Below are 22,333 nucleotides of genomic sequence, written 5' to 3' on the forward strand. Positions count from 1 at the left end.
AAGGAATGGCGAGGATCGACCATTTGCGGACAGGGTTCATTTTACGCAGGCAGCGTATTGTCGGTCGTTCCGCCGGATCAGCAAGTAATAATAGCGCCAGACCACGCTGACGGGAATGAGCAGCACCGCAGCCGCCAACATAGCATATAGCCCGCCCCATTCTCGCTCAACCCAGTTGTAAAGCATGGCAATAGGTACCAGCGACGCGAAACCGACTAAGTCTACCAAGACCTTTTCATTCCGCCTCTCCCCGTTACAATTCAACATCATCGGGATGTCCTTTATAGGGCATACTCGAAAATAACGGTCCGCTTCCCACCCATATTTCACCCGCCGCCCGGTGAGTTGTGCCCGCCCGCCGGCACCGGGCCGCCGCTCGGCGCATGGCCGTGGTCGGGGTTGCTGTCCCAGTCGATGTGATACAGGTCGAAGCGGCGGTCGCGCAGGTTGCGGACGGTGCCTTCGGCGCGCGCCCAGCTCAGGTCCGCGAGGTTCACGTCCGCCATGGTGAGCGTTTCGACATTCTCGGTCGATTCCGCCGCGATGCCGTCGCGCGCGAAGGGGAGGTCGCAGGGCGTCAGGATGGCGCTCTGGGCATATTGGATGTCCATATTGTCGACGTTCGGCAGGTTGCCGACATTGCCGGACATGACGACATAGCATTGGTTTTCGATCGCGCGGGCCTGCGCGCAATAGCGCACCCGCATGTAGCCGAGGCGCGAGTCGGTGCAGAAGGGGACGAAGATGATGCGCGCGCCCTGATCCACCAGCCGCCGCGCCAGTTCGGGAAATTCGCTGTCATAGCAGATGAGCACGCCGATCGGCCCGCAGTCGGTCTGGATCACGTCCAGCGCGTCGCCGCCCTTGATATTCCACCAGAAGGCTTCGTTGGGCGTCGGGTGGATCTTTTCCTGGGTGTGGATCGACCCGTCGCGCAGGGCGACATAGGCGATATTCTGGATGTCGCCATCGTCGGCGCGCGTCGGGTGGGAGCCGCCGATGATGTTGATATTATATTCCAGCGCCATCCGCCCCAGTTCTTTCGTGAGGCGCGGGGTGTAGCCGGTGAGCTTGTCGATGGCCTCGACCGGCGAGAGCTTCTTCTGCTCGTAGGAAAGCAGGGGGAGGGTGAAAAGCTCGGGAAAGACGATGAAGTCGGAGCGATAGTCCGCCGCAACATCGACGAAATATTCGATGTTGCGGATGAATTCGTCGAAATCCTGCACCGCGCGCGCCTGAAGCTGGCAGGTGGCGAGGCGGACGCTTTCCACCCCCCGCGGCACGCGCATTTCGGGCGCTTCGTCGGGATCGACATAGGGGTTGCGCCAGACGAGGTGGGCGGCATGGCCGTCCGACTGCTTGTCTTCGGGCAGATAATTTTCGAGCACGCCCAGCGGCTCGAACTGGTTCTTGAGCTGGAAGCTGATGACCTGATCGCGCAACTTGCCCTGGATCACCTTCTCCAGATAGTCGGCGGGGCTGCCGGCGCGGCGCTTGGCGCGGGCGTAACCGGGCATGCGGCCGGCGATGACGATGCCGTGCAGGTCCAGCTCCTCGGCCAGTTCCTTGCGCTCGTCATAAAGGCGCTGGCCGATGCGCAGGCCCCGCAGCTTGGGATCGACCGCCATTTCATAGCCGTAAAGCCACTCGCCCGCCGCGCTATGGCGCGTGCCAAAGCCGTTCGCGGTGATTTCCTCCCAGTCATGGAAGGAAAAGGCCATGCCCTTGCTGACCCGCATCGTCGCGCAATAGCCGACGACGCGGCCGTCATAGAGCGCGACGAAGCAGCCGCCCGGGAAATTGTTGATCTGGCCCCGGATCGTTGCCAGCGAATAATTGGGCATGCCCGGATAGGCGCGGGCGATCAGCCGCTGGATGCCGCGCGCGTCGCCCGGCACAGCGGCGCGGGTTTCCAGGCGCTTCTTGGCCGTCGTGGTCATGATTCTTGTCCCGCCGCATGATGTCCCGGGCCTGCGCCGGGGAATGATGTCCATGGAAAAAGGCGGCGTCGGATGATCCGGCGCCGCCTCGTTCCGTTAGCGTATTGAACCCGCGTGGGCCGCGATCAGTTCCGCCGGTTCAGTTCCACTTGCCCATTTCGGTTTCGAGGTTCGCGCGGATCGCCTCGAAGAACTGCTCGGTGGTCATCCATGCCTGTTCCGGGCCGATCAGCAGCGCCAGATCCTTGGTCATCGCGCCGCTTTCGACGGTCTGGATGCAGACCTTCTCCAGCGTTTCGGCGAAGCGCACGACATCGGGCGTCTCGTCGAACTTGCCGCGGAACTTGAGGCCGCCGGTCCAGGCGAAGATCGACGCGATCGGGTTGGTGGAGGTCGCCTTGCCCTGCTGATGCTGGCGATAATGGCGGGTGACGGTGCCGTGCGCGGCTTCGGCCTCGACCGTCTTGCCATCGGGCGACAAGAGGACCGAGGTCATGAGGCCGAGGCTGCCGAAGCCCTGCGCCACCTGGTCCGACTGGACGTCGCCGTCGTAATTCTTGCAGGCCCAGACGAACTCGCCGCTCCACTTGAGCGCGGAGGCGACCATGTCGTCGATCAGGCGATGTTCGTAAACGATGCCGGCATCCTTGAACTTCGCGTCGAAGCCTTCGGTCTCGAACACTTGCTGGAACAGATCCTTGAAGCGGCCGTCATAGGCCTTGAGGATGGTGTTCTTGGTCGAGAGGTAGACCGGCCATTTGAGGTTCAGGCCATAGTTGAACGAGGCGCGCGCGAAATCGCGGATCGAATCATCCAGATTGTACATCGCCATCGCGACGCCCGATCCGGGGAAGTCGAACACTTCGCGGTCGATGGTCTCGCCATTTTCGCCTTCGAAGACGAGGCGCAGCTTGCCGGCGCCGGGCACCCTGAAGTCAGTGGCGCGATACTGATCGCCAAAGGCATGACGGCCAACGACGATCGGCTTGGTCCAGCCGGGGATCAGGCGCGGCACGTTGGAAATGACGATGGGTTCGCGGAAGACGACGCCGCCCAGGATGTTGCGGATGGTGCCGTTGGGCGACTTCCACATCTGCTTGAGGTTGAATTCCTCGACGCGCGCTTCGTCCGGGGTGATGGTCGCGCACTTCACGCCCACGCCATATTGCTTGATCGCATTGGCGGAATCGATCGTGATCTGGTCGCCCGTCTCGTCGCGCTTCTCGACGGAAAGGTCGTAATATTTGAGGTCGATGTCGAGATAGGGGAGGATCAGGCGCTCGCGGATCCATTCCCAGATGATGCGCGTCATTTCGTCGCCGTCAATCTCGACGACGGGATTCTTCACCTTGATCTTCGCCATGCGCCAGTTCGCTTTCCTGTCTCGGGTGGTTTTTATGCGCCCGCCCTAGGGAAAGCGGCGACAATGTTCAACCGCTGAGCGCGCTCTATCTGCCTGGCCGGGAGCCATGGGCGGGATCGGTCGTTGTCAGGGGGCGAACCTCTCCCTAAAGACGGTGCCCATGGAAAATGACGAAATCACGATCGCCGCCGGCGGCAATGTCAAATGGCGCTGGCCCTCGGTCCATCCCGAAGGCATGAAGTTCGGCCTGATCGCGGTGGCGATCACGGCAGTCCTGTTCCTGCTGGGATGGGACGTGGTCGGCTGGCTGATGCTGATCGTGACCATCTGGGTCTTCGCCTTCTTCCGCGATCCCGTCCGCGCGGTGCCGCAGGACGAAGGGGCCATCATCGCGCCCGCCGACGGGCTGGTCACCCTGATCCAGCGGGTGCCGCCGCCGCGCGAGATGGCGGGTGCCAATGGCCTGGGCGACGAACCGCTGATCCGCGTGTCGATCTTCATGAGCGTGTTCGACGTGCACATCAACCGGACGCCGATCGGCGGCACGATCAAGTCGGTCGTTTATATTTCCGGCAAGTTCCTGAACGCCGACCTCGACAAGGCAAGCGAGGATAATGAGCGGCAGCATATCCTAGTGGAACGGCATGACGGCGTGCGCATCGGCTTCACGCAGATCGCCGGGCTGGTCGCGCGCCGCATCGTTCCCTTCGTGAAACCTGGCGACATGGTCGCGGCGGGGCAGCGGATCGGCCTCATCCGCTTCGGCAGCCGGGTCGACGTCTATCTGCCGGCCGGCACCGCGCCGCGCGTGATCCTGGGCCAGCGCACCATCGCGGGCGAGACGATCCTGGGCCAGATCGGCGACCGGCGCGTGGTGCCGGGCATCCAGCAATGATGCAGGGCCATATCCGCGGTCCCGCCGTTCCTGCCGAGCCTGTCGAAGCGCGCGCGCAACGTCCTTCGACGGCGGCAGGACGAACGGACGGGGCGAGCAGGGGTCTTTGCGCATGAGTCGCTACCGCCGCACCGTGCCCCGCGGGCTGCGCCGGGGGATCACGTTGCGCATGGTCGCGCCGAACGCCGTTACGGCGATGGCGCTGTGCTTTGGCCTGACCGGCGTGCGGTACGGCATATCGGGCGAATGGGAGAGGGCGGTGCTTTCCATCCTGTTCGCCGGTGTCCTGGATGGGCTGGACGGCCGGATCGCGCGGCTGTTGCGCGGGGAGAGCCGGTTCGGCGCGGAACTGGATTCGCTGTCCGATTCGATCGCCTTCGGCGTCGCGCCGTCGCTGATCCTTTACCTCTGGTCGCTGCATGCGATGCCGAAATTCGGCTGGATCTTCGCGCTGGCGCATGCGCTGTCCTGCGCGCTGCGGCTGGCGCGGTTCAACGCCAATATCGACGCCGACGAGCAGCCGCACAAATCCGCCGGCTTCCTGACCGGCGTTCCCGCGCCGGCAGGCGCTGGCCTTGCCTTCGTCCCGCTCTATCTGTGGCTGGTGACCGGGGAAGAGATATTCCGCGCCTGGTATGTGGTCGCGCCCTGGACCGCTTTCACCGCTTTCCTGATGATTTCCAGCATCGCCACCTACAGCTGGTCGGCGCTGCGGCTGCGCAAGCGGATCCGGCTGGAAGCGATCGCGGTGGCGGGATTGTTGGCGGCGCTGCTGGTGACGGACCCCTGGCTGACGCTGCTCATCATCTGCGGGGGCTATGTCGCGCTGATCCCCTTCGGCGTGATGTCTTACGCTAAGGTGAAGCGCCAACGCGAAGTCGTGGCGTCTCCTCCGGCGGCAGGATAATCGTCAGGCAGCCAGCGCGCTGGCGGGCAGGGCGGCGCGGGGCGCAGGGGGCGCCACGCGCGGCCGGCGGACGCGGATATGATAGACGGCCGGTTCCTGGGGTATCGGTTCGAACAGCAAGGCGGCGACCATCTTGTCGCGATAGGCCGCGAACATCCAGGCGATGGTGCTGGCCGCCATCAGGAAGGCGGCGGAAAACAGGGTCGCTGCAACAAGAGTGAACATGTAAGATCACTTTCCATCTTGCCATTTGCACGGCATGTCTCAGTATGACGGTGTAAACTGGCGTTAACCGTATTTGTTCCGCCTGTTCCCTTTATGTTCCAGTTCGGAACCGCGGTCAACCCTTGCCATCGCTTTTTTTCGCGTCTATGGGCGCGACCATTCCACATGGGAATCGCCATATCCGGTGCCGACGCCGCCTTTGAGGCGCGCTTCTTCGGTTCCTGATTCCCAGAGGTAGCAACCGGAAGGAGAAAGACCATGGCGGCACCTGTCGTCACCATGCACCAATTGATCGAGGCTGGCGCCCATTTCGGCCACCAGACCCACCGCTGGAACCCGCGCATGAAGCCGTACATCTTCGGCGAGCGCAACGGCATCCATATCCTTGACCTGTCGCAGACCGTGCCACTGTTCGGCCGCGCACTCGACTTCGTGTCGGCGACCGTCGCCGCCGGCGGCAAGGTGCTGTTCGTCGGCACCAAGCGCCAGGCGCAGGACCCCATCGCCGAAGCCGCCCGCAAGTCGGGCCAGCATTTCGTCAACCATCGCTGGCTGGGCGGCATGCTCACCAACTGGAAGACCATTTCGGGTTCGATCAAGCGCCTGAAGACCCTTGAGGAAAAGCTGTCGGGCGACACCCACGGCTTCACCAAGAAGGAAGTGCTTCAGATGACGCGCGAGCGCGAGAAGCTGGAACTGTCGCTGGGCGGCATCCGCGACATGAACGGCATCCCCGACGTCATGTTCGTGATCGACGCCAACAAGGAAGAACTGGCGATCAAGGAAGCCAACACGCTGGGCATCCCGGTCGTCGCGATCCTCGATTCGAACGTGTCGCCCGACGGCATCGCCTTCCCGGTTCCCGCAAATGACGACGCCAGCCGCGCGATCCGCCTCTATTGCGACGCCATCGCCGCCGCCGCCACCAAGGGCAACCGTGGTGCGCAGCAGGCTTCGGGCGTCGACCTCGGCGCTCTGGACGAGCCGGAAGCCGAAGAGGTCGTCGCCGAAGCCTGATCGGGCGTCGCGATACTGCAAGATTGGCAGGGTAGGGCGCGCTCTTCGGAGACGCGCCCTCCCGCATATTTGAACCATCCGAAACATTTAGGAGCCGAAACATGGCCGAGATTACCGCTGCCGCCGTCAAGGAACTGCGCGACCGTTCGGGCGCGGGCATGATGGATTGCAAGAAGGCGCTCACCGAAGCCAATGGCGACATCGAAGCCGCGACCGACTGGCTGCGCGCCAAGGGCCTGGCCGCCGCGCAGAAGAAGTCGAGCCGCACCGCCGCTGAAGGCCTGGTCGGCGTCGCCGTCGCCGGCACCAAGGGCGTCGCCGTCGAAGTGAACAGCGAAACCGACTTCGTCGCCAAGAACGACCAGTTCCAGGATTTCGTCCGCACCGTCGCGCAGATCGCGCTGGAGACCGGCGCGGCCGATGCCGAGGCGCTGACCGGCGCGGCCTATCCGTCGGGCGGCACCGTCGCGGAAAAGCTGGTCGCCAACATCGCCACCATCGGCGAGAACCAGAATGTCCGTCGCGTCGGCCAGGTCGAAGTGAGCCAGGGCGTTGTCGTCCCCTATGTCCACAACGCCGCCGCGCCGGGCCTGGGCAAGATCGGCGTGCTCGTCGCGCTGGAGGGCGATGCCCCCGCCGACGTTCTGGAGCCGCTGGGCAAGCAGCTTGCCATGCACATCGCCGCCGCCTTCCCGCTGGCGCTGTCGGCTGCCGACATCGACCCGGCGCTGCTGGAGCGTGAACGCGCCATCGCCGCCGAGAAGGCTGCCGAGAGCGGCAAGCCCGCCGAGATCGTCGCCAAGATGGTGGACGGCGCGGTCGCCAAGTTCGCCAAGGAACAGGCGCTGCTGAGCCAGCTGTTCGTGATGGACAACAAGACCCCGGTCGCCGACGTCGTCGCCAAGGCGGCGAAGGACGCGGGCGCGTCGATCACGCTCAAGAGCTATATCCGCTTCCAGCTGGGCGAAGGCATCGAGAAGGAAGTCAGCGACTTCGCGGCGGAAGTCGCGGCGGCTGCCGGCGCCTGATTGAACGCGCGTAAGCGATTAAGGCTAAAGGGAAGGGGCGTCCTGCGGGGCGCCCTTTTTCATGTGGCGATCATGGCGTTTGCCGTGGGTAACGGAAGCGAGCCATAAAAATCCTCACCGGGCAAGGGAGGATGAAGGTGAGCGCAGCGCCCATCGCCTGACCATTGCGGAATTTAGTATTATCCACTAACTTCTTTGCATGGACCGGCAAATCAGCGCGAGCGACGCCAATCAGCATTTTTCTGAAATGCTTCGGGATGTCGCCGAGGGAGAAAGTTTCACCGTCACATCGCGCGGCCGTCCGGTTGCACGGGTGACGCCGGTCGATCGCGCGTCCGAAGTGCGTTCGCTGCGGCGCTTGCTGGCCTTCGTCGCGAGCCTGCCCGTGCGCCATGCGGGGGATTGGTCGCGGGATGATCTCTACGGATGATGCGGGTAGCGCTCGACACCACTATTCTCGCTTATCTGGCGGGGGTGAGCCACGGCGCGCAGGATGAGGCCAAGATCGGTGTCGTTCGGGATATGGTTGGGCGTCTTGCAGAGGTGACCAGTCTGATCGCGCCCACCCAGGCATTGGGTGAATTGTTCGTGCTTCTGCGTCGGACGGGTACGCCAGCCGATGAGGCGCGCACGATCCTGCTGGAATTTTCGGACGCCTTTGGCGTGGCGCCGTCGCTGGCGACGACCACGCTTGCCGCCGCCGATCTGGTCGTCGATCACAGGCTGCAATATTGGGATGCGCTGATCCTTACCGCCGCAGCCGAGGCAGGCTGTGCGATGCTGTTGTCAGAGGATATGCAGCATGGCTTCGTCACGCGTGGACTGACCGTCATCAACCCGCTGACGGGCGTTGCGCATCCCAAGCTGGCGGCGTTGCTCGATATTTCAGTATGAAGAGGCCGCGACCGGCAACAAACGCCCCTTGGCATCGCGGTTTCGCCCCTCTAATGTCCCGCCCGCTTCCCCTGCCAACGACCAAGGATTCTAGCCCCGCATGACCCGGCCAGCCTTCAAGCGCATCCTTCTGAAATTGTCCGGCGAAGTGCTGATGGGGCAGGGGCAGTTCGGCATCGAGCCGGCGACCGTCAGTCGCGTGGCAGGAGAGATCGCAGCGGCCAAGGACGCGGGCTTCGAGATCTGCGTGGTCGTGGGCGGCGGCAACATCTTCCGCGGGCTGGCCGGCGCGGCGGCCGGGTTCGACCGGGCGAGCGCCGACTATATGGGCATGCTCGCCACCGTGATGAACGCGCTGGCGGTGCAGAACGCACTGGAAAAGCGCGGTTACGACACGCGCGTCCAGTCCGCCATTCCGATGGCGAGCGTGTGCGAACCCTATATCCGGCGCAAGGCGGAGCGGCATATGGAAAAGGGCCGCATCGTCATCTTCGCAGCGGGCACGGGCAGCCCCTTCTTCACGACCGACACCACGGCCGCCCTGCGCGCCGCCGAAATGAATTGCGACGCGCTGTTCAAGGGCACCAGCGTGGACGGCATCTATAATGCCGATCCCAAGAAGGTGCCGGATGCCGCGCGATATGATGCGATCAGCTTCGACCAGGTGCTGAACGACAATCTGAAGGTCATGGACGCCAGCGCGATCGCGCTGTGCCGAGAGAATAATATCCCCATCGTCGTGTTCAACATCCGCGAGACCGGCAATCTCGCCACCGTGCTTGCCGGGCATGGCGTCGCGACGATCGTGCAAAATCAGGAGCGTTGAAATCCCATGCCGCAATATAACAAAGCCGATCTGGAACGCCGCATGGCCGGCGCGATCGAAGCCCTGAAGGGGGACCTGACTGGTCTGCGCACCGGCCGCGCCAATGTGCAGCTGCTCGATCCCGTCATGGTCACCGTCTATGGCGCGAACATGCCGCTCAACCAGGTAGCGACCGTTTCCGCGCCCGAACCGCGCATGCTGTCGGTGCAGGTGTGGGACAAGACCAATGTCGGCCCGTGCGACAAGGCGATCCGTTCGGCGGGGCTGGGCCTCAACCCCATCGTCGACGGGCAGACGCTGCGCCTGCCGATCCCCGACCTGACCGAGGAGCGGCGCAAGGAACTGGCCAAGCTCGCCAGCAAATATGCCGAAGGCGCGCGCGTCGCGGTGCGCAATGTCCGCCGCGACGGCATGGACAGCCTGAAGGCCGACGAGAAGAAGGGCGAGATCAGCGAGGACGAGCGCAAGCGGCTGGAAACGGAAGTGCAGAAGCTGACCGACAGCACCATCGCCGATATCGACGCCGCCGCGTCCGCGAAGGAAAAGGAAATCCTCGGTCAATAAGCCGGGGCTTTTCTTTCGTGGCCAAAACCCGCATGTCCTTCTGATGGCCAGTCAAGCCAAGCCCGACCTGAGCGAGGGCGCGCCCATGGATGGCGCGCGCAACCGGGGCGTTCCGCCCGGAACGCCGGGCGTGCGGCATGTCGCCATCATCATGGATGGCAATGGCCGCTGGGCGAAGAAGCGGCTGCTGCCCCGCATCGCCGGCCATCGGGCGGGGGTGGAGGCGGTGCGCCGCGTCGCGCGCGCGGCGCGGGAGATGGGGCTGGAATGCCTGACGCTCTACGCCTTCTCCTCGGAAAACTGGAAGCGGCCGGCGAGCGAGGTGTCCGACCTCATGGGCCTGTTGCGCCATTTCATCCAGTCGGACCTGGACGAATTCCACGCCAACGGCGTGCGGCTGCGCATCATCGGCGACTATCGGGCGCTCGACCCGTCGCTGGTCGACCTGATCGAAGGCGCAATGGCGCGCACGGCGGGAAATAGCGGGCCAATCATCGCGATCGCGCTCAATTACGGCGCGCAGGACGAGATGGTGCGCGCGGTCCGGGCGATCGCGGAACGCGCCGCGCAAGGCATGCTGGCGACGCAGGATATCGGCGTCGAGATGATCGACGCGGAACTCTATACCGCCGACCTGCCGCCGCTCGATCTCATGATCCGTACGTCGGGCGAGCAGCGGCTCAGCAATTTCCTGCTGTGGCAGGCAGCCTATGCCGAACTCTATTTCACCGACATGCTGTGGCCCGATTTCGACGGGCAGGCGCTGGCGCAGGCGCTGGACGCCTTTCGTTTGAGGGACCGCCGGTTCGGCGGCTTGTGAGCGCATGACGAGCGAATTGCGCACCCGCGCCACTGTGGGCGTCGCGCTGATCGCGCTGGCGATGGGCGCGCTGCTGGCCGGAGGCCTCATCTTCTGGATGCTGCTGGTGGTCGCCGGCGTGCTGATGCAGGGGGAATGGGGCGACCTGACCGGCGCCGACCCGCAGCAGCGCAAGACCGCCATGTTCGCCGTGTCCATCCCGCTGGCGCTGCTATGCCCGCTGGCGGCGGGCATCGACTGGCCGGTGCTGGTGGCGGGCGCGGCGGCTTTCTTCTTCGTCCTGTTCACCAGCCGGAAGCCGGGTCTGGCGCTCGGCATCCCCTATGTCTGCGTGCCCATCGTGGCGTTGCAGTTTCTGCGCGGGGAACAGCCCTATGGCTTCGGCCTGCTGCTCGCCCTGTGGGCGCTGGCGCTGGTGTGGGCGACCGACATCGGCGCCTATTTCGCCGGCCGATCCATCGGCGGGCCGAAGCTCGCGCCGCGCGTCAGCCCGTCCAAGACCTGGTCGGGCCTGGCCGGTGGGGTGCTCGCCGCGCTGCTGCTGGGCTTCCTGCTGCATCGCCTGGCCGGGCTGCCGATCCAGCTGGCGGCGGCGAGCGGGCTGCTGGCGGTCGCGGCGCAACTGGGCGATCTTGTGGAAAGCTGGATGAAGCGCCGGGCGGGCGTGAAGGACAGCGGCACGCTGCTCCCCGGCCATGGCGGCGTGATGGACCGGCTGGACGGGGTGGTGGCCGCAGCGCCGCTTGCCGCCCTATGCTACCTCATCCTGGTGCAGGGCGCATGAAGCGCGTCTCGATCTTCGGCGCGACCGGATCGGTCGGTCTGTCGACGCTCGACCTGGTCCGGCGCGATCCGCAATCCTACCGCGTCGTCGCGCTGACCGCGAACAGCGATGTGGACAGCCTCGCCGCGCAGGCGCGGGAAACAGGCGCGCAGGTCGCCGTGATCGCGCAGGATCGGTTGTATGGCGCGCTCAGGGATGCGCTTGCCGGGTCCGGGATCGAGGCGGCGGCGGGGGAACAGGCGCTGGTCGAGGCGGCCGGCCTGGACGCGGACTGGACCATGGCCGCGATCGTGGGCTGCGCGGGGCTCAAGCCCACCATGGCGGCGCTGAAGCGCGGCGGCGCGGTGGCGCTGGCCAACAAGGAGTCGCTGGTGTCGGCCGGCGGGCTGATGATGCAGGCGGCGACTGCGTCGTCGGCGACGCTGCTGCCGGTGGATAGCGAGCATAACGCGATATTCCAGTGCCTTGCCAGCTATGGCCTGGAGGATGTCGCACGGATCATCCTGACGGCGAGCGGCGGCCCGTTCCGCACCCGCAGCCGGGCCGAGATGGCCGACATCACGCCCGCGCAGGCGGTCGCCCATCCCAACTGGTCGATGGGCGCGAAGATCAGCGTCGACAGCGCGACGATGATGAACAAGGGGCTGGAACTGATCGAGGCCGCCTATCTCTTTCCCGTGGGACTCGACCGGATCGAGATATTGGTGCACCCGCAATCGGTCATCCATTCGATGGTCGAATATCGCGACCGTTCCACTTTGGCGCAGCTGGGTTCGCCGGACATGCGGATTCCCATCGCCCATGCGCTCGCCTGGCCCGAAAGGATCGCCACGCCATGCCAGCCGCTGGACCTGGTAAAGATTGGCAGGCTCGACTTCGAAGCCCCTGACGAACAACGTTTTCCCGCGCTTCGCCTTGCCCGCGACGCGGCGGCGGAAAGCGGCGCCGCTCCCGCCATCCTCAACGCCGCCAACGAAGTCGCGGTCGCCGCATTCCTGGCCGGGCGCATCGGCTTCCTTGATATTGCCATGATTGTGGAGGATGTGTTGCAGCGATACAGCGCGCCGCCGCCCTCGTCGATCGACGATGTGCTGGCTGCGGACGCGCAGGCCCGCGCGCAGGCGGGGCAAGTGATGGAAAGATTGACGGCTTGATCCAGAATCCCGGTTTCATCCTGACCGTGCTGGCCTTCGTGGCGGTCATCGGGCCGCTCGTCTTCGTGCACGAACTCGGCCATTATCTGGTCGGGCGCTGGTGCGGCGTGAAGGCGGAGGCCTTTTCCATCGGCTTTGGCCCTGAGCTGTTCGCCTGGGTCGACCGGCGCGGGACGCGCTGGCGGATCGCGGCGCTGCCGCTTGGCGGCTATGTCCGGTTCAAGGGCGACATGAACGCGGCGAGCATGACCGATCCCGCCTGGCTGGAGATGCCGGCGAAGGACCGGGCGGAAAGCTTCCCCGCCAAGCCGTTGTGGCAGCGCGCCATGATCGTGGCGGCGGGACCGGCGATCAACTTCCTCTTCGCCATCCTGATCCTGGCGACCTTCGCCTTCCTGCATGGGGAAAGCCGCACGCCGGCCGTGGCGGGGCAGGTCCAGCCGGGCAGCGCCGCGGCGGCGGCCGGCATCGTCGCGGGGGACCGCATCGTTTCGCTGGGCGGCCGGTCGATGGACACGTTCGACGACATCCGCCTCTATGCGCAGATCCGCCCCAACCAGCCGGTCGAGCTGGTGATCGAGCGCGATGGTCGCCGGATCGTCAAGCAGGGCCGGATCGGCAGCGTGACTGAGGATGACGGGCTGGGCAACAAATTCGCCGTCGGGCGGCTCGGCATCGCGCCCGGCGAACCGGTGATCGAGCCGGTGCCGCTGTGGCGCGCGCCGATCGTCGCCATCGAGCGCACCGGGCAGATCGTGCGCACCATGGTCGAGACGCTGGGCCAGATCCTGGGCGGCGGCCGGTCGGTGAAGGAACTGGGCGGGCCGCTCAAGATCGCGCAGGTTTCGGGGCAGGCGGCGACGCTGGGCCTGGAAAGCTTCATCTTCTTCGCCGCGCTCATCTCGATTAACTTGGGGTTCATCAACCTGTTGCCAATTCCGATGCTGGATGGCGGGCACCTGCTTTTCTACGGAATCGAGGCGGTCCAGCGGCGGCCGGTCAGTCCGGCCGCGCAGGAATGGGCCTATCGGTCGGGGCTGGCGCTGTTGATGGCGATGATGCTGCTGGTGACTTTCAACGATTTGTCGTCTTTCGGCCTGTGGAAAAGCCTGTCCGGCTTGATCGGCTGACGCGCATCGGGCAGGGAAGCGCCCTCCGGCATCATTTGGGTCGGCGGAAACATTCGGGTTTTGAGTTTTGAGGTGGAGCGGGTGACAGCGATGAACAGCAGCATGAGGCAGCGCCCGGTCGTGGCCGCCCTGTTGGCGACGACGATGATCGCGGGCCTGCCCATCGCGGCCATGGCCCAATCCGCGCCCGCGTCCGCGCCGGCCGCCGCTTCGACCGCGCCCGCCGTGACGCCGGCGGGTGCGCCGCTGGGCACGATCGGGTCGATCACCGTCACCGGCACGCAGCGGCTGGAGCCGGACACGGTCCTTTCCTACACCAAGCTGCGCCAGGGCCAGCCCTTCAGCCAGGAGAGCCTGGATCAGGCGCTGCGCGACCTTTACGAGACGGAACTGTTCGCCGACGTCCAGATCCGCAACGACAATGGCGCGCTGACGGTCCAGGTGAAGGAAAACCCGGTCATCAACCGCATCGTCCTTGAAGGTAATAAGCGCCTCAAGGAAGACAAGATACGTCCTGAAATAAAACTGGCTCCGCGCCAGATCTATACCCGATCGAAGGTCCGCGCGGATGTCGCCCGCATCATCGAGCTGTACCGCCGGCAGGGCCGTTTCGCCGCGACGATCGAGCCCAAGATGGTCCAGCTGGACCAGAACCGCGTCGACATCGTGTTCGAGATCAGCGAGGGGCCCAAGTCCAAGGTCCGCCAGATCAACATCATCGGGAACGAGAAGTTCAAGGACGGCGAACTGCGCAGCCAGATGGTCACGAAGCAGTCGCGCTGGTTCCGCATCTTTTCGTCGGGCACCAGCTACGATCCCGATCGCCTGGCCTATGACCAGCAGAAGCTGCGCCAATTCTACCTGACCGAAGGCTATGCCGACTTCCGCGTGATTTCCGCCGTGGCGGAACTGACGCCGGACAAGCAGGACTTCATCATCACCTATGTGGTGGAAGAAGGGGACCGCTACAAATTCGGCGACGTGAAGGTCGAATCGGACATTCGGGACCTGTCCGGCGAGGCGCTGACGAAGACGCTGCCGATGAAGAAGGGCGACTGGTACAACGCCAAGCAGGTCGAGGACACGGTCGACACGCTCAGCGAGACGGCGGGCCTGTTCGGCTATGCCTTCGCGGACGTGTCGCCGGACTTCAACCGGTCCAAGGAAGACCTGACGATGGGGATCAATTTCCGCATCGGCAACGCGCCGCGGGTCTATGTGGAACGCGTCGACATCAACGGCAACACGCTGACGCAGGACAAGGTCGTGCGCCGCGAGTTCCGCCTGGCCGAAGGCGACGCCTTCAACAGCTTCCTGGTCAAGCGGTCGAAGGACCGGATCAACTCGCTGGGCTTCTTCCAGGAGAAGCTGGACATCGAGCAGAAGCCCGGCTCCGCGCCCGACCGCATCGTGCTGGAAACGAACGTGCAGGAAAAATCGACCGGCGAGCTGTCGCTGTCGGCCGGCTATTCCTCGCTGGAACGCTTCATCGTGTCGGCGTCGATCACCCAGCGCAATTTCCGCGGCAAGGGCCAGGAACTGCGGACCTCGGTCAATTATTCGGCCTATTCCAAGTCGGTGGAAGTGGGCTTCACCGAACCCTATTTCATGGACAAGAATATCGCCATCGGTGGCGACATCTACCGCCGCGACCTCAACAGCTTCCGGTTCCTGGGCAACAGCACCAACGACCGCGACACCACCTATGAGCAGACCACGACCGGTTTCCAGCTGCGCGCGGGTCTCTCTGTCACCGAATATATCTCGCTGGCGCTGCGCTACAGCCTGAACTTCGACAATGTGACGCTCGACCGCGCCACCTATTATTCCGATCCCGACGGCGCGGGTCCGTTGGCCGAACGGTGCGACCCGCTGCTCGCCGGCCGCTATCTGTGCGACGCCATCGGCAAGCGTACGACCTCCTCGATCGGCTATTCGCTGATCTACGACACGCGCGACAATCGCATCCGTCCGACCCGCGGCAACAATGTCGTGCTGAGCCAGGATTTCGCGGGCCTGGGCGGCAGCGTCCGCTATGTCCGTACCCGCGTGAATGCCGGCAAATATTGGGCGCTGGGCAGCGGCTTCATCTTCTCGGTCACTGGCGAGGGCGGCTATATCCATTCGCTCGAAGGGCAGCGGACCGATCCGGACGGCTTCCCGACCGAGCGCATCCGCCTGGTCGACCGCTTCTTCCTGGGCGAACCGCAGATCCGCGGCTTCAACATCCGCGGCGTCGGTCCGCGCGTGAAGCGCTATTTCCTCCAGGCGACCACCGACAGCAACGGCGCGACCACCGGCTATGAGCGGGTCAACGGCAACCAGAATGTGTCGGACGACGCGCTGGGCGGCCGGATTTATTATATGTCGCGCGCTGAACTCGAAATCCCGCTGGGATCGGGCGCGCGCGAGATGGGGCTGCGTCCGTCCATCTATGTGGACGCCGGCGCCGTCGCGGGCATCAAGGACCCGGTCCTCGTCAACGGCACCGGCAGCTTTGCCGGCTATTGCGATCCCACCACGGCCGCGCCCACCGGATCGACCAGGGTGCGCGCGACCGGCAGCGCCCGCGCGCCGGTATGCGGCACGAACTTCAGCTTCGCGGGCGGCAATTTCGAGGAAGAATATCTCGGCGACACGCTCAAGCCGCGTGTGTCCGTGGGCTTTGGCGTCAACTGGAACTCGCCCTTCGGCCCGTTCCGCATCGATATCGCCAAGGCCCTGCTCAAGGAACCAGGGGACGACACCAAGCTCATCACCTTCAACGTAGGGACTCAATTCTGATGAAGACGATTATCAAGGCCGCGGCGCTGACGCTGGCGCCCATGACTGCCATCGCGGCGACTGCGATTTCTTTGGCCGCCGTGCCGGCCGCCGCCCAGACCAAGTCGGGCATCGCGGTCGTCGATCTGGAGGAAGCCGTCGCCCGCAGCGCCGCCTTCACCACGGCGATGACGCAGATGCAGACCACCTACAAGCCGCAGATCGACCAGATCAACACGCGCCGCACCGCGATCGAGACCGATCTCAAGGCGAAGAATGACGCGCTGCAGGCTGCGTACAAGGCCGCCGGCAACAAGCCGACCCCGGCGATCGAGACCCAGTATCAGCAGTTGCAGCAGGCCCAGCAGAACGGCCAGGCCGAATTGCAGCGGCTGAGCCAGCCGGTGCAGCTCGCCCGCGCCTATGTCGAGCAGCAGATCGTCGCCAAGCTGGATGATGCGCTGAAGGCCGCGACCGCGAAGACCAAGTCGGAAATCGTGTTCAAGAAGGGCGCGACCGAAAGCTTCGGCGCCGGCGCGGACATCACCCCCGCCGTCATCACCGAACTCAACGCGCTGGTGCCCAGCGTCGGCATCACCCCGCCGGCCGGCTGGCAGCCGGGTCAGGCGCAGGGTGCGGCACCCGCGCCTGCGGCCGCCGCTCCGGCGACCCCGGCGCAGGCTCCCAAGTCGCGCTGATATAAAAAGATGACGGGGGAGGTTGAATCGACCGCGCGTGGCCCGATGGATGTCCGTCGGGTCATGGCTGCACTGCCGCACCGCTATCCGATGCTGCTTGTCGACCGCGTGGTGTCGCTGGTGCCCAACCAGTCGATCCATGCGGTGAAGGCCGTGTCGATGAACGAGCCGTTCTTCCAGGGGCATTTCCCGGGGCGGCCGATCATGCCCGGCGTCCTGATCGTGGAGGCGATGGCGCAGGCGGCGGGCGTGCTGGCGGTCGATTCGATGAACCTCGCCGATTCGGGCAAGCTCGTCTATTTCATGAGCATCGACGGCGCGAAGTTCCGCTCTCCGGTAGAGCCGGGCTGCCTGCTCGACTTGCATGTGGACGCGACGCAGTTCCGCGGCGCGGTCTGCAAGTTCCGCGGCAAGGCGATGGTCGACGGCAAGCTGGCCGCCGAGGCGCAGTTCGTCGCGATGATCGCCGATCCGCCCAAGGACTGACGCGGAACTTGCTCGTCATGCCGGCGCAGGCTGGCATCTTCCTGCCAGTGCGCGCCACAATGAGACCCCGGCTTTCGCTGGGATGACGATTGGGGGGCAGGCTTATCCCTTGCCAATTGCCCCGCGAACCGCTAACGGCGCGCCTTCGCATTTTTTCGCATCCGGCCGGTCGGAAACCGGCCACTATAGGAGCATCACCGCCATGAAGGCCGATACCCACCCCGATTACCACATGATCACCGTCCAGATGACCGACGGCACCACCTTCCAGACCCGCTCGACCTGGGGCAAGGAAGGCGACACGCTGGCGCTCGACATCGATCCCAAGTCGCACCCGGCCTGGACGGGCGGCAACCGCCAGCTCGACACCGGCGGCCAGGTGGCGCGCTTCAACAAGCGTTTCGGCGGCCTGACGCTGAAGAAGTAATCGGCCTTAGCGGGTTTGAGATGAAGGGGGCGCTCCGGGGACGGGGCGCCCTTTTTTGCTTGTGATTGGACCTGCCATTGTGGTGGACATCGTCATTGCAGGTTGGCGGAGGCGATCCGCCGAGGGGGAGGGACCGATCAGATGATTTCATTGTTGCTGCTTGCCGGTGCTGTCGCGGGCGTATCGGACATAGACGTGGTCGCGAACAGCAAGGCTGGCATGAAACTCTGTTCCAACCCCGACGTCGCCACCAAAACATGTTCGACAATTGCCTCCTACACCGCCGCTGAAGACGGCTCGTTCGTGGAAACGGGGGAGGTTCTGCTTGCCCCAGACCAGCCGATTACACTTCAAACGTCGATTCCCGTGACAATCGACGGCGGCTCCATCTGCGGTCAGCTGACTGACGCCGCCCTTGAAGGTGCGAAGGTGAGGGTTGGTGGCGCGCTGTTGCCACCAGACCGTCACGCGATGGCGCTGAAAAGTCTGATTGCCAAGCTCAAGCCGCTTGTCGGCAAAAAGACATGTGATGGCCTGAGGATGGAGGGCGGCAGGCTGATGAAATATGGTCAGGTGGAACGTGTCGACGTGAACCTGCCGGGCAAGCCTGTGATCTGGATCGCAGCCGATAGCGGCTACAGGGTCGCGCCTCGCTGAGCTTTCGCCCGATCCTCGTCCAGGAACGCCGCCACGTCGTCCAGCGCGACGTCCTTCGACAGGAAGGTCTGGCCGATGCCGCGGGCGAGGAGGAAGGGGAGGGTGCCCGCTGCCATCTTCTTGTCGTGGAGCATGTGCGCGACCAGCGCCGGGCCGTTAGCGGTGACATGAGCGGTGGCGAGGTCGTAGGGCAGGCCCACGGCCTTCAAATGAGCGGTCACGCGGTCAGCATCCTCCTGCGGGCAGAGGCCAAGCCGCGCGGAATAGCGGAAGGCGAGCGCCATGCCCGCCGCGACGCCTTCGCCGTGCAGCAGCGTGTCGGAAAAGCCCGTGTCCGCCTCCAGCGCATGGCCGAAGGTGTGGCCGAGGTTGAGCAGCGCGCGGCGGCCCGATGTCTCGCGTTCGTCGTCGGCGACGATGGCGGCCTTGGCGCGAACGCTTCGTTCGATGGCATGGACGCGCGCTTGCGCGTCGCCGGCGAGCAGGCGATGGCCGTCGCTTTCGCACCAGGCGAAGAAATCGGGATCGTCGATCAGCCCATATTTGACGACTTCGGCATAGCCGGCGCGGGTTTCGCGCGGGGGCAGGCTGTCGAGGGTCGAAGGATCGATCAGCACCAAAGCGGGCTGGTAGAAGCTGCCGACCAGATTCTTGCCCGCGCGCGTGTTGATCGCGGTCTTGCCGCCGACCGACGAATCGACCTGGGCCAGCAGGGTTGTTGGAAGCTGGATGAAGTGACAGCCGCGCTTCAGGATGGACGCGGCAAAGCCCACCAGATCGCCGATGACCCCGCCGCCCAGCGCGACGACATGGTCGCCCCGCTCGATCTCCAGCGCCAGCAGCGCGTCGAGCAACTGTTCCAGATGGCGCCAGCTCTTGGTCTGTTCGCCCGCCGGCAGGATGATGGGTTCGACCGTCACGTCGCTTGCGCGCAGGGCCGCGTCGAGGCGCGGCAATTGCGCGGCGGCGACATGCGTGTCGGTGACCACCACCAGCCGCCCCTTGCGCGCATGGCGGGACAGAAGATCGCCGGCGCGGTCGAGCGCCCCCTGTTCGATCACTATGTCGTAACTGCGCGCGTCCAGCGCCACGCGGACTAATGCCATGCCGTCAGTTGCTCCATGATGCGCTCCACCGCGACCTCGTGCGGGGCGGCGATGCTCTTCACGTGGATCGGCGCGAGCGCATAGATCGGGTTCCGCGTAGCCGCCAGTTCGGTCAGCACGGCGCGGGGATCCTTGCCCTTCAGCAGCGGGCGGCTGTCGCGCCGCGCCACGCGATCCACCAATATGTCGATGTCGGCGTCCAGCCAGATGGCGGTCGCGCTGTCCAGGATCAGGCGGCGGGTCTCTTCCTGCATGAAGGCGCCGCCGCCGGTCGCGATCACCTTGGGCGCGCCATCCATCAGCCGGGCGATCACCCGCCGCTCGCCGTCGCGGAAATGCGCCTCGCCATAGCGTTCGAAAATCTCCGCCACGCTCATGCCGGCGGCTTTCTCTATCTCCTCGTCCGCGTCGACGAAGCTGAGGCCCAGGCGCGCCGCCAGCCTGCGCCCGACCGTGGATTTGCCCACGCCCATCATGCCCACCAGGACGATAGGGCCACGGCCGGCCTGACTGTCGGGGATTTTGCTGTTTCGCTGCATGGCTTGCGGGGCTATACAGCCAGCCGTCGCAGAGGCAAATCGCATCTTTCCCCCGGACGTCGGGCCTTGCAGGCTCGTCAGCTTAAGCCAAGGATTTATGAAGAATAATCGCAACTTCGGCAGTTTCGATAGCAGTGCGCGCCGCCGCGGCACCCGGTTGCCTGTCATTCCCATCGTCCTCGTCCTGCTGGTCGTCGCCCTGCTCGCCTTCTTCTGGTCGCGCGGCGGCGAACAGCCGCAGCAACGCGTCGAGAAGGTCATTCCCGCAGACAAGCTGGGGCAATAAGGCCGATGCGCTGGCCGCGGGGGAACGCCAGATGGGCGGTGGGCAGCTTCGCGCTCGCGCTGGCGCTGCCCGTCGTCGCGCAGCAGGCGCCCGAATCGCTGCTGCCCCCCGGCTTTGGCGATGCGCCCGAAACGCCAGCGCCGCAGCCCTCCCGCCCGGCCCAATCGTCGCCATCCTCGCCTGCCGCGCCGGCCGTTCCGATGGTGCAGCCGCTGGACACCGGCACATCGGCCGACCTGTCGCTGCTGGACGGCGACAATGCGGCCGAGGAAATGACGCCGGAAGAACTGGCGGCCGAGAAGGCGAAATACGACCTGCCCGATACGGCGCGCCGTTCGCTTGACCGCATCGGACCGCTGACGCCGGAGACGCGCGGCTTCGAATCCACAGCCTTCGGTGCCCAGTCCGGCAGGTATCTGGCGGCGTTGATGCGCGAAACCCATGCGCCCATCGTCTCGCGCTGGGCCTCCATCCTGCTTCGCCGCGCGCTGCTGTCGGCCACCGACACCCCGCGCGACATAGACGGGGCGGACTGGGCGGCCGAGCGCGCCTGGCTGCTGCTGCGCATGGGCGAGGCGGACAGCGCCCGGCTGATGGTGCAGAGCGTCGATTCGGACCGCTTCACGCCGCGCCTCTATGCGGTGGCGATGGAAACCTATCTGGCGACCGCCGATCCGGCCGGGCTGTGCCCGCTGTCGGAAGGCGCGCTGCGCACCAGCAAGGCAGCAGGATGGGCCATGACCCGCGCCATCTGCCCCGCGCTGTCGGGCGATCAGGGGACGGCGAGCGGCGCGCTCAACCAGGTGCAGCGGCGCGGCGAGGTGCGCGGCGTCGATTACCGGCTGGCGGAAAAGGTGGTGGGCACCGGCTTCAACGCACGCCGTTCGGTCAAGATCGAATGGACCGGGGTCGATCGGCTGACGTCATGGCGCTACGGCCTCGCCACCGCGCTCAATGTGGAAATTCCCGAACCGCTCTATGCGACGGCGGGGAGCCATGTCCGCGCCTGGGAAGCGCGCGCGGCGGCGCTGTCGCCAATGCGGCGGCGGCCGGGCGTCGACATCGCGGCGCGGCTGGGGGTCTTTTCCAGCGCCGCGCTGGTGGGCTTTTACGGACAGATGGGGACGGAGGGCGATCCGCCGGCGGACGTGGCCGACCGGGTGGAAGCCCTGCGCACAGCCTATTCCGGGGCGACCGTGGGCGATCGGATCGTCGGCATGCGCAGTTGGTGGCAGGACAATGCGCACCCCGATTATGTTGGGCTGATCGCCACCGCCCGCGCCGCCGCCGCGTTGCCCGTCGCGCAGACCGATGGGCAGGATGCCGCCAATCTGGTCGCGTCGATGCTCACGGCCGGCTATGATCGCAATGCGGCACGGTGGGCGCGCGCCATCGGCCAGCTGGACGGCGCAGGGGCATCGCAATTCTGGGCCTTGCTGGCGGTCGGCGCGCCCAGCCCGGTGGTGGACATGGGCAGCGGTCGCGTCTCTTCCTATATCGAGGAGGCCGGCGCGGCGAAGGGACGGATGCTGATCGCGGCGCTGGCGGGCCTGTCGCGCCTGTCCGCCGGCGACGCGCAGTCCCTGGCGCAGGACAATGGCGTGCCGCTCGCCGCCGACAGCCGCTGGGCGCGCGCCATCGGCGCGGCGGCGCAGCGGGGCGAGAAAGCGACCGTCGCGCTGCTGGCGGCGGTGGGCATGCAGGGGAACGACTGGTCGAAGCTGCCCCCCGGCCATCTCTATCATATCGTCGCGGCGCTGCATCGCGTTGGGCTGGATCCCGAAGCGCGGATGATCGCGGCAGAGGCGATCAGCAGGACTTAAG

At 65.5% G+C, this 22,333-nt stretch carries 24 protein-coding genes; 19 read left to right on the forward strand and 5 right to left on the reverse strand.

Features of this window, described 5'->3' with window-relative positions:
- Positions 1–326 precede the first annotated feature (326 nt).
- Together AX724_RS00840 and AX724_RS00845 are read right to left on the reverse strand one after the other, a co-directional pair.
- The gene (locus AX724_RS00840) at positions 327–1,940 is read right to left on the reverse strand and encodes a carbon-nitrogen hydrolase family protein (RefSeq protein WP_066762496.1); all 1,614 of its coding nucleotides are present in this window, start codon (positions 1,938–1,940) and stop codon (positions 327–329) included.
- Between the two features lie 139 nt (positions 1,941–2,079).
- A complete protein-coding gene (locus AX724_RS00845) occupies positions 2,080–3,303 on the reverse strand; it encodes an NADP-dependent isocitrate dehydrogenase (RefSeq protein ID WP_066762499.1) in 1,224 nt (407 codons plus the stop codon).
- A 160-nt stretch (positions 3,304–3,463) separates the two neighbouring features.
- Between AX724_RS00845 and AX724_RS00850 the strand changes: the two genes are divergently transcribed.
- Positions 3,464–4,198: a phosphatidylserine decarboxylase gene (locus AX724_RS00850; protein WP_066762501.1), complete on the forward strand. Its 735-nt coding sequence runs from the start codon at positions 3,464–3,466 to the stop codon at positions 4,196–4,198.
- 169 nt (positions 4,199–4,367) lie between these two features.
- Positions 4,368–5,105, forward strand: a complete 738-nt coding sequence (locus AX724_RS00855; protein ID WP_066762660.1) for a CDP-alcohol phosphatidyltransferase family protein — start codon at positions 4,368–4,370, stop codon at positions 5,103–5,105.
- A gap of 3 nt (positions 5,106–5,108) precedes the next feature.
- Here the strand turns inward: AX724_RS00855 and AX724_RS00860 are convergent, their stop codons facing one another.
- Complete coding sequence (locus AX724_RS00860) at positions 5,109–5,330, reverse strand: hypothetical protein (RefSeq protein ID WP_066762502.1); 222 nt, start codon at positions 5,328–5,330, stop codon at positions 5,109–5,111.
- A 258-nt stretch (positions 5,331–5,588) separates the two neighbouring features.
- Between AX724_RS00860 and rpsB the strand changes: the two genes are divergently transcribed.
- The 15 genes from rpsB to AX724_RS00935 all read left to right on the forward strand — a co-directional run bounded on the left by rpsB (position 5,589) and on the right by AX724_RS00935 (position 18,578).
- Positions 5,589–6,347, forward strand: coding sequence for a 30S ribosomal protein S2 (gene rpsB / locus AX724_RS00865; RefSeq protein WP_066762505.1), 759 nt, complete (start codon positions 5,589–5,591; stop codon positions 6,345–6,347).
- Between the two features lie 101 nt (positions 6,348–6,448).
- Positions 6,449–7,375: a translation elongation factor Ts gene (tsf, locus tag AX724_RS00870; RefSeq protein ID WP_066762508.1), complete on the forward strand. Its 927-nt coding sequence runs from the start codon at positions 6,449–6,451 to the stop codon at positions 7,373–7,375.
- Positions 7,376–7,574: 199 nt separating this feature from the next.
- On the forward strand, positions 7,575–7,805 hold the full coding sequence (locus AX724_RS00875; RefSeq protein ID WP_066762515.1) for a type II toxin-antitoxin system Phd/YefM family antitoxin: 231 nt from the start codon (positions 7,575–7,577) through the stop codon (positions 7,803–7,805).
- Positions 7,802–8,269 carry a PIN domain-containing protein gene (locus AX724_RS00880; protein WP_066762517.1) on the forward strand — a complete coding sequence of 156 codons (468 nt, stop codon included), beginning with the start codon at positions 7,802–7,804 and terminating at the stop codon, positions 8,267–8,269. The genes AX724_RS00875 and AX724_RS00880 overlap by 4 nt, the downstream gene beginning before the upstream one ends.
- Positions 8,270–8,369: 100 nt before the next feature.
- The gene (pyrH, locus tag AX724_RS00885; protein WP_066762518.1) at positions 8,370–9,095 is read left to right on the forward strand and encodes a UMP kinase; all 726 of its coding nucleotides are present in this window, start codon (positions 8,370–8,372) and stop codon (positions 9,093–9,095) included.
- 6 nt (positions 9,096–9,101) lie between these two features.
- Entirely contained in the window at positions 9,102–9,659 is a 558-nt protein-coding gene (frr, locus tag AX724_RS00890) for a ribosome recycling factor (RefSeq protein WP_066762520.1), read from the forward strand.
- A 43-nt stretch (positions 9,660–9,702) separates the two neighbouring features.
- Positions 9,703–10,479 carry an isoprenyl transferase gene (locus AX724_RS00895; protein WP_066762523.1) on the forward strand — a complete coding sequence of 259 codons (777 nt, stop codon included), beginning with the start codon at positions 9,703–9,705 and terminating at the stop codon, positions 10,477–10,479.
- A gap of 4 nt (positions 10,480–10,483) precedes the next feature.
- The gene (locus AX724_RS00900) at positions 10,484–11,263 is read left to right on the forward strand and encodes a phosphatidate cytidylyltransferase (RefSeq protein WP_066762526.1); all 780 of its coding nucleotides are present in this window, start codon (positions 10,484–10,486) and stop codon (positions 11,261–11,263) included.
- The gene (locus tag AX724_RS00905; RefSeq protein ID WP_066762528.1) at positions 11,260–12,417 is read left to right on the forward strand and encodes a 1-deoxy-D-xylulose-5-phosphate reductoisomerase; all 1,158 of its coding nucleotides are present in this window, start codon (positions 11,260–11,262) and stop codon (positions 12,415–12,417) included. Before AX724_RS00900 ends, AX724_RS00905 begins: the two co-directional genes overlap by 4 nt.
- Complete coding sequence (gene rseP, locus AX724_RS00910; RefSeq protein WP_066762536.1) at positions 12,414–13,547, forward strand: RIP metalloprotease RseP; 1,134 nt, start codon at positions 12,414–12,416, stop codon at positions 13,545–13,547. The genes AX724_RS00905 and rseP overlap by 4 nt, the downstream gene beginning before the upstream one ends.
- A 90-nt stretch (positions 13,548–13,637) precedes the next feature.
- Positions 13,638–16,331, forward strand: a complete 2,694-nt coding sequence (gene bamA / locus AX724_RS00915) for an outer membrane protein assembly factor BamA (protein ID WP_066762663.1) — start codon at positions 13,638–13,640, stop codon at positions 16,329–16,331.
- Complete coding sequence (locus AX724_RS00920; RefSeq protein WP_066762539.1) at positions 16,331–17,008, forward strand: OmpH family outer membrane protein; 678 nt, start codon at positions 16,331–16,333, stop codon at positions 17,006–17,008. The genes bamA and AX724_RS00920 overlap by 1 nt, the downstream gene beginning before the upstream one ends.
- A 9-nt stretch (positions 17,009–17,017) precedes the next feature.
- Entirely contained in the window at positions 17,018–17,494 is a 477-nt protein-coding gene (fabZ, locus tag AX724_RS00925) for a 3-hydroxyacyl-ACP dehydratase FabZ (protein WP_066762542.1), read from the forward strand.
- A 202-nt stretch (positions 17,495–17,696) separates the two neighbouring features.
- Complete coding sequence (gene rpmE, locus AX724_RS00930) at positions 17,697–17,921, forward strand: 50S ribosomal protein L31 (RefSeq protein ID WP_009822308.1); 225 nt, start codon at positions 17,697–17,699, stop codon at positions 17,919–17,921.
- A 141-nt stretch (positions 17,922–18,062) separates the two neighbouring features.
- Positions 18,063–18,578 (forward strand): hypothetical protein, encoded by a 516-nt coding sequence (locus AX724_RS00935; RefSeq protein ID WP_066762547.1) that lies wholly within the window; start codon positions 18,063–18,065, stop codon positions 18,576–18,578.
- On the opposite strand, the gene aroB is transcribed toward AX724_RS00935, so the two are convergent.
- Together aroB and AX724_RS00945 are read right to left on the reverse strand one after the other, a co-directional pair.
- Positions 18,557–19,684, reverse strand: a complete 1,128-nt coding sequence (aroB, locus tag AX724_RS00940; protein ID WP_066762550.1) for a 3-dehydroquinate synthase — start codon at positions 19,682–19,684, stop codon at positions 18,557–18,559. The genes AX724_RS00935 and aroB overlap by 22 nt on opposite strands.
- Positions 19,675–20,223, reverse strand: a complete 549-nt coding sequence (locus AX724_RS00945; protein ID WP_066762551.1) for a shikimate kinase — start codon at positions 20,221–20,223, stop codon at positions 19,675–19,677. The genes aroB and AX724_RS00945 overlap by 10 nt, the downstream gene beginning before the upstream one ends.
- A 97-nt stretch (positions 20,224–20,320) precedes the next feature.
- Here AX724_RS00945 and AX724_RS00950 point away from each other — a divergent pair, with 97 nt between their 5' ends.
- Both AX724_RS00950 and AX724_RS00955 read left to right on the forward strand, forming a co-directional pair.
- Positions 20,321–20,509 (forward strand): hypothetical protein, encoded by a 189-nt coding sequence (locus AX724_RS00950; RefSeq protein ID WP_066762553.1) that lies wholly within the window; start codon positions 20,321–20,323, stop codon positions 20,507–20,509.
- 5 nt (positions 20,510–20,514) lie between these two features.
- Complete coding sequence (locus AX724_RS00955) at positions 20,515–22,332, forward strand: hypothetical protein (protein WP_066762555.1); 1,818 nt, start codon at positions 20,515–20,517, stop codon at positions 22,330–22,332.
- The last annotated feature ends 1 nt before the right edge of the window (position 22,333 follow it).

This window comes from Sphingobium sp. CCH11-B1 (assembly GCF_001556865.1).
In the GTDB taxonomy this organism is placed as follows: Bacteria; Pseudomonadota; Alphaproteobacteria; order Sphingomonadales; family Sphingomonadaceae; genus Sphingobium.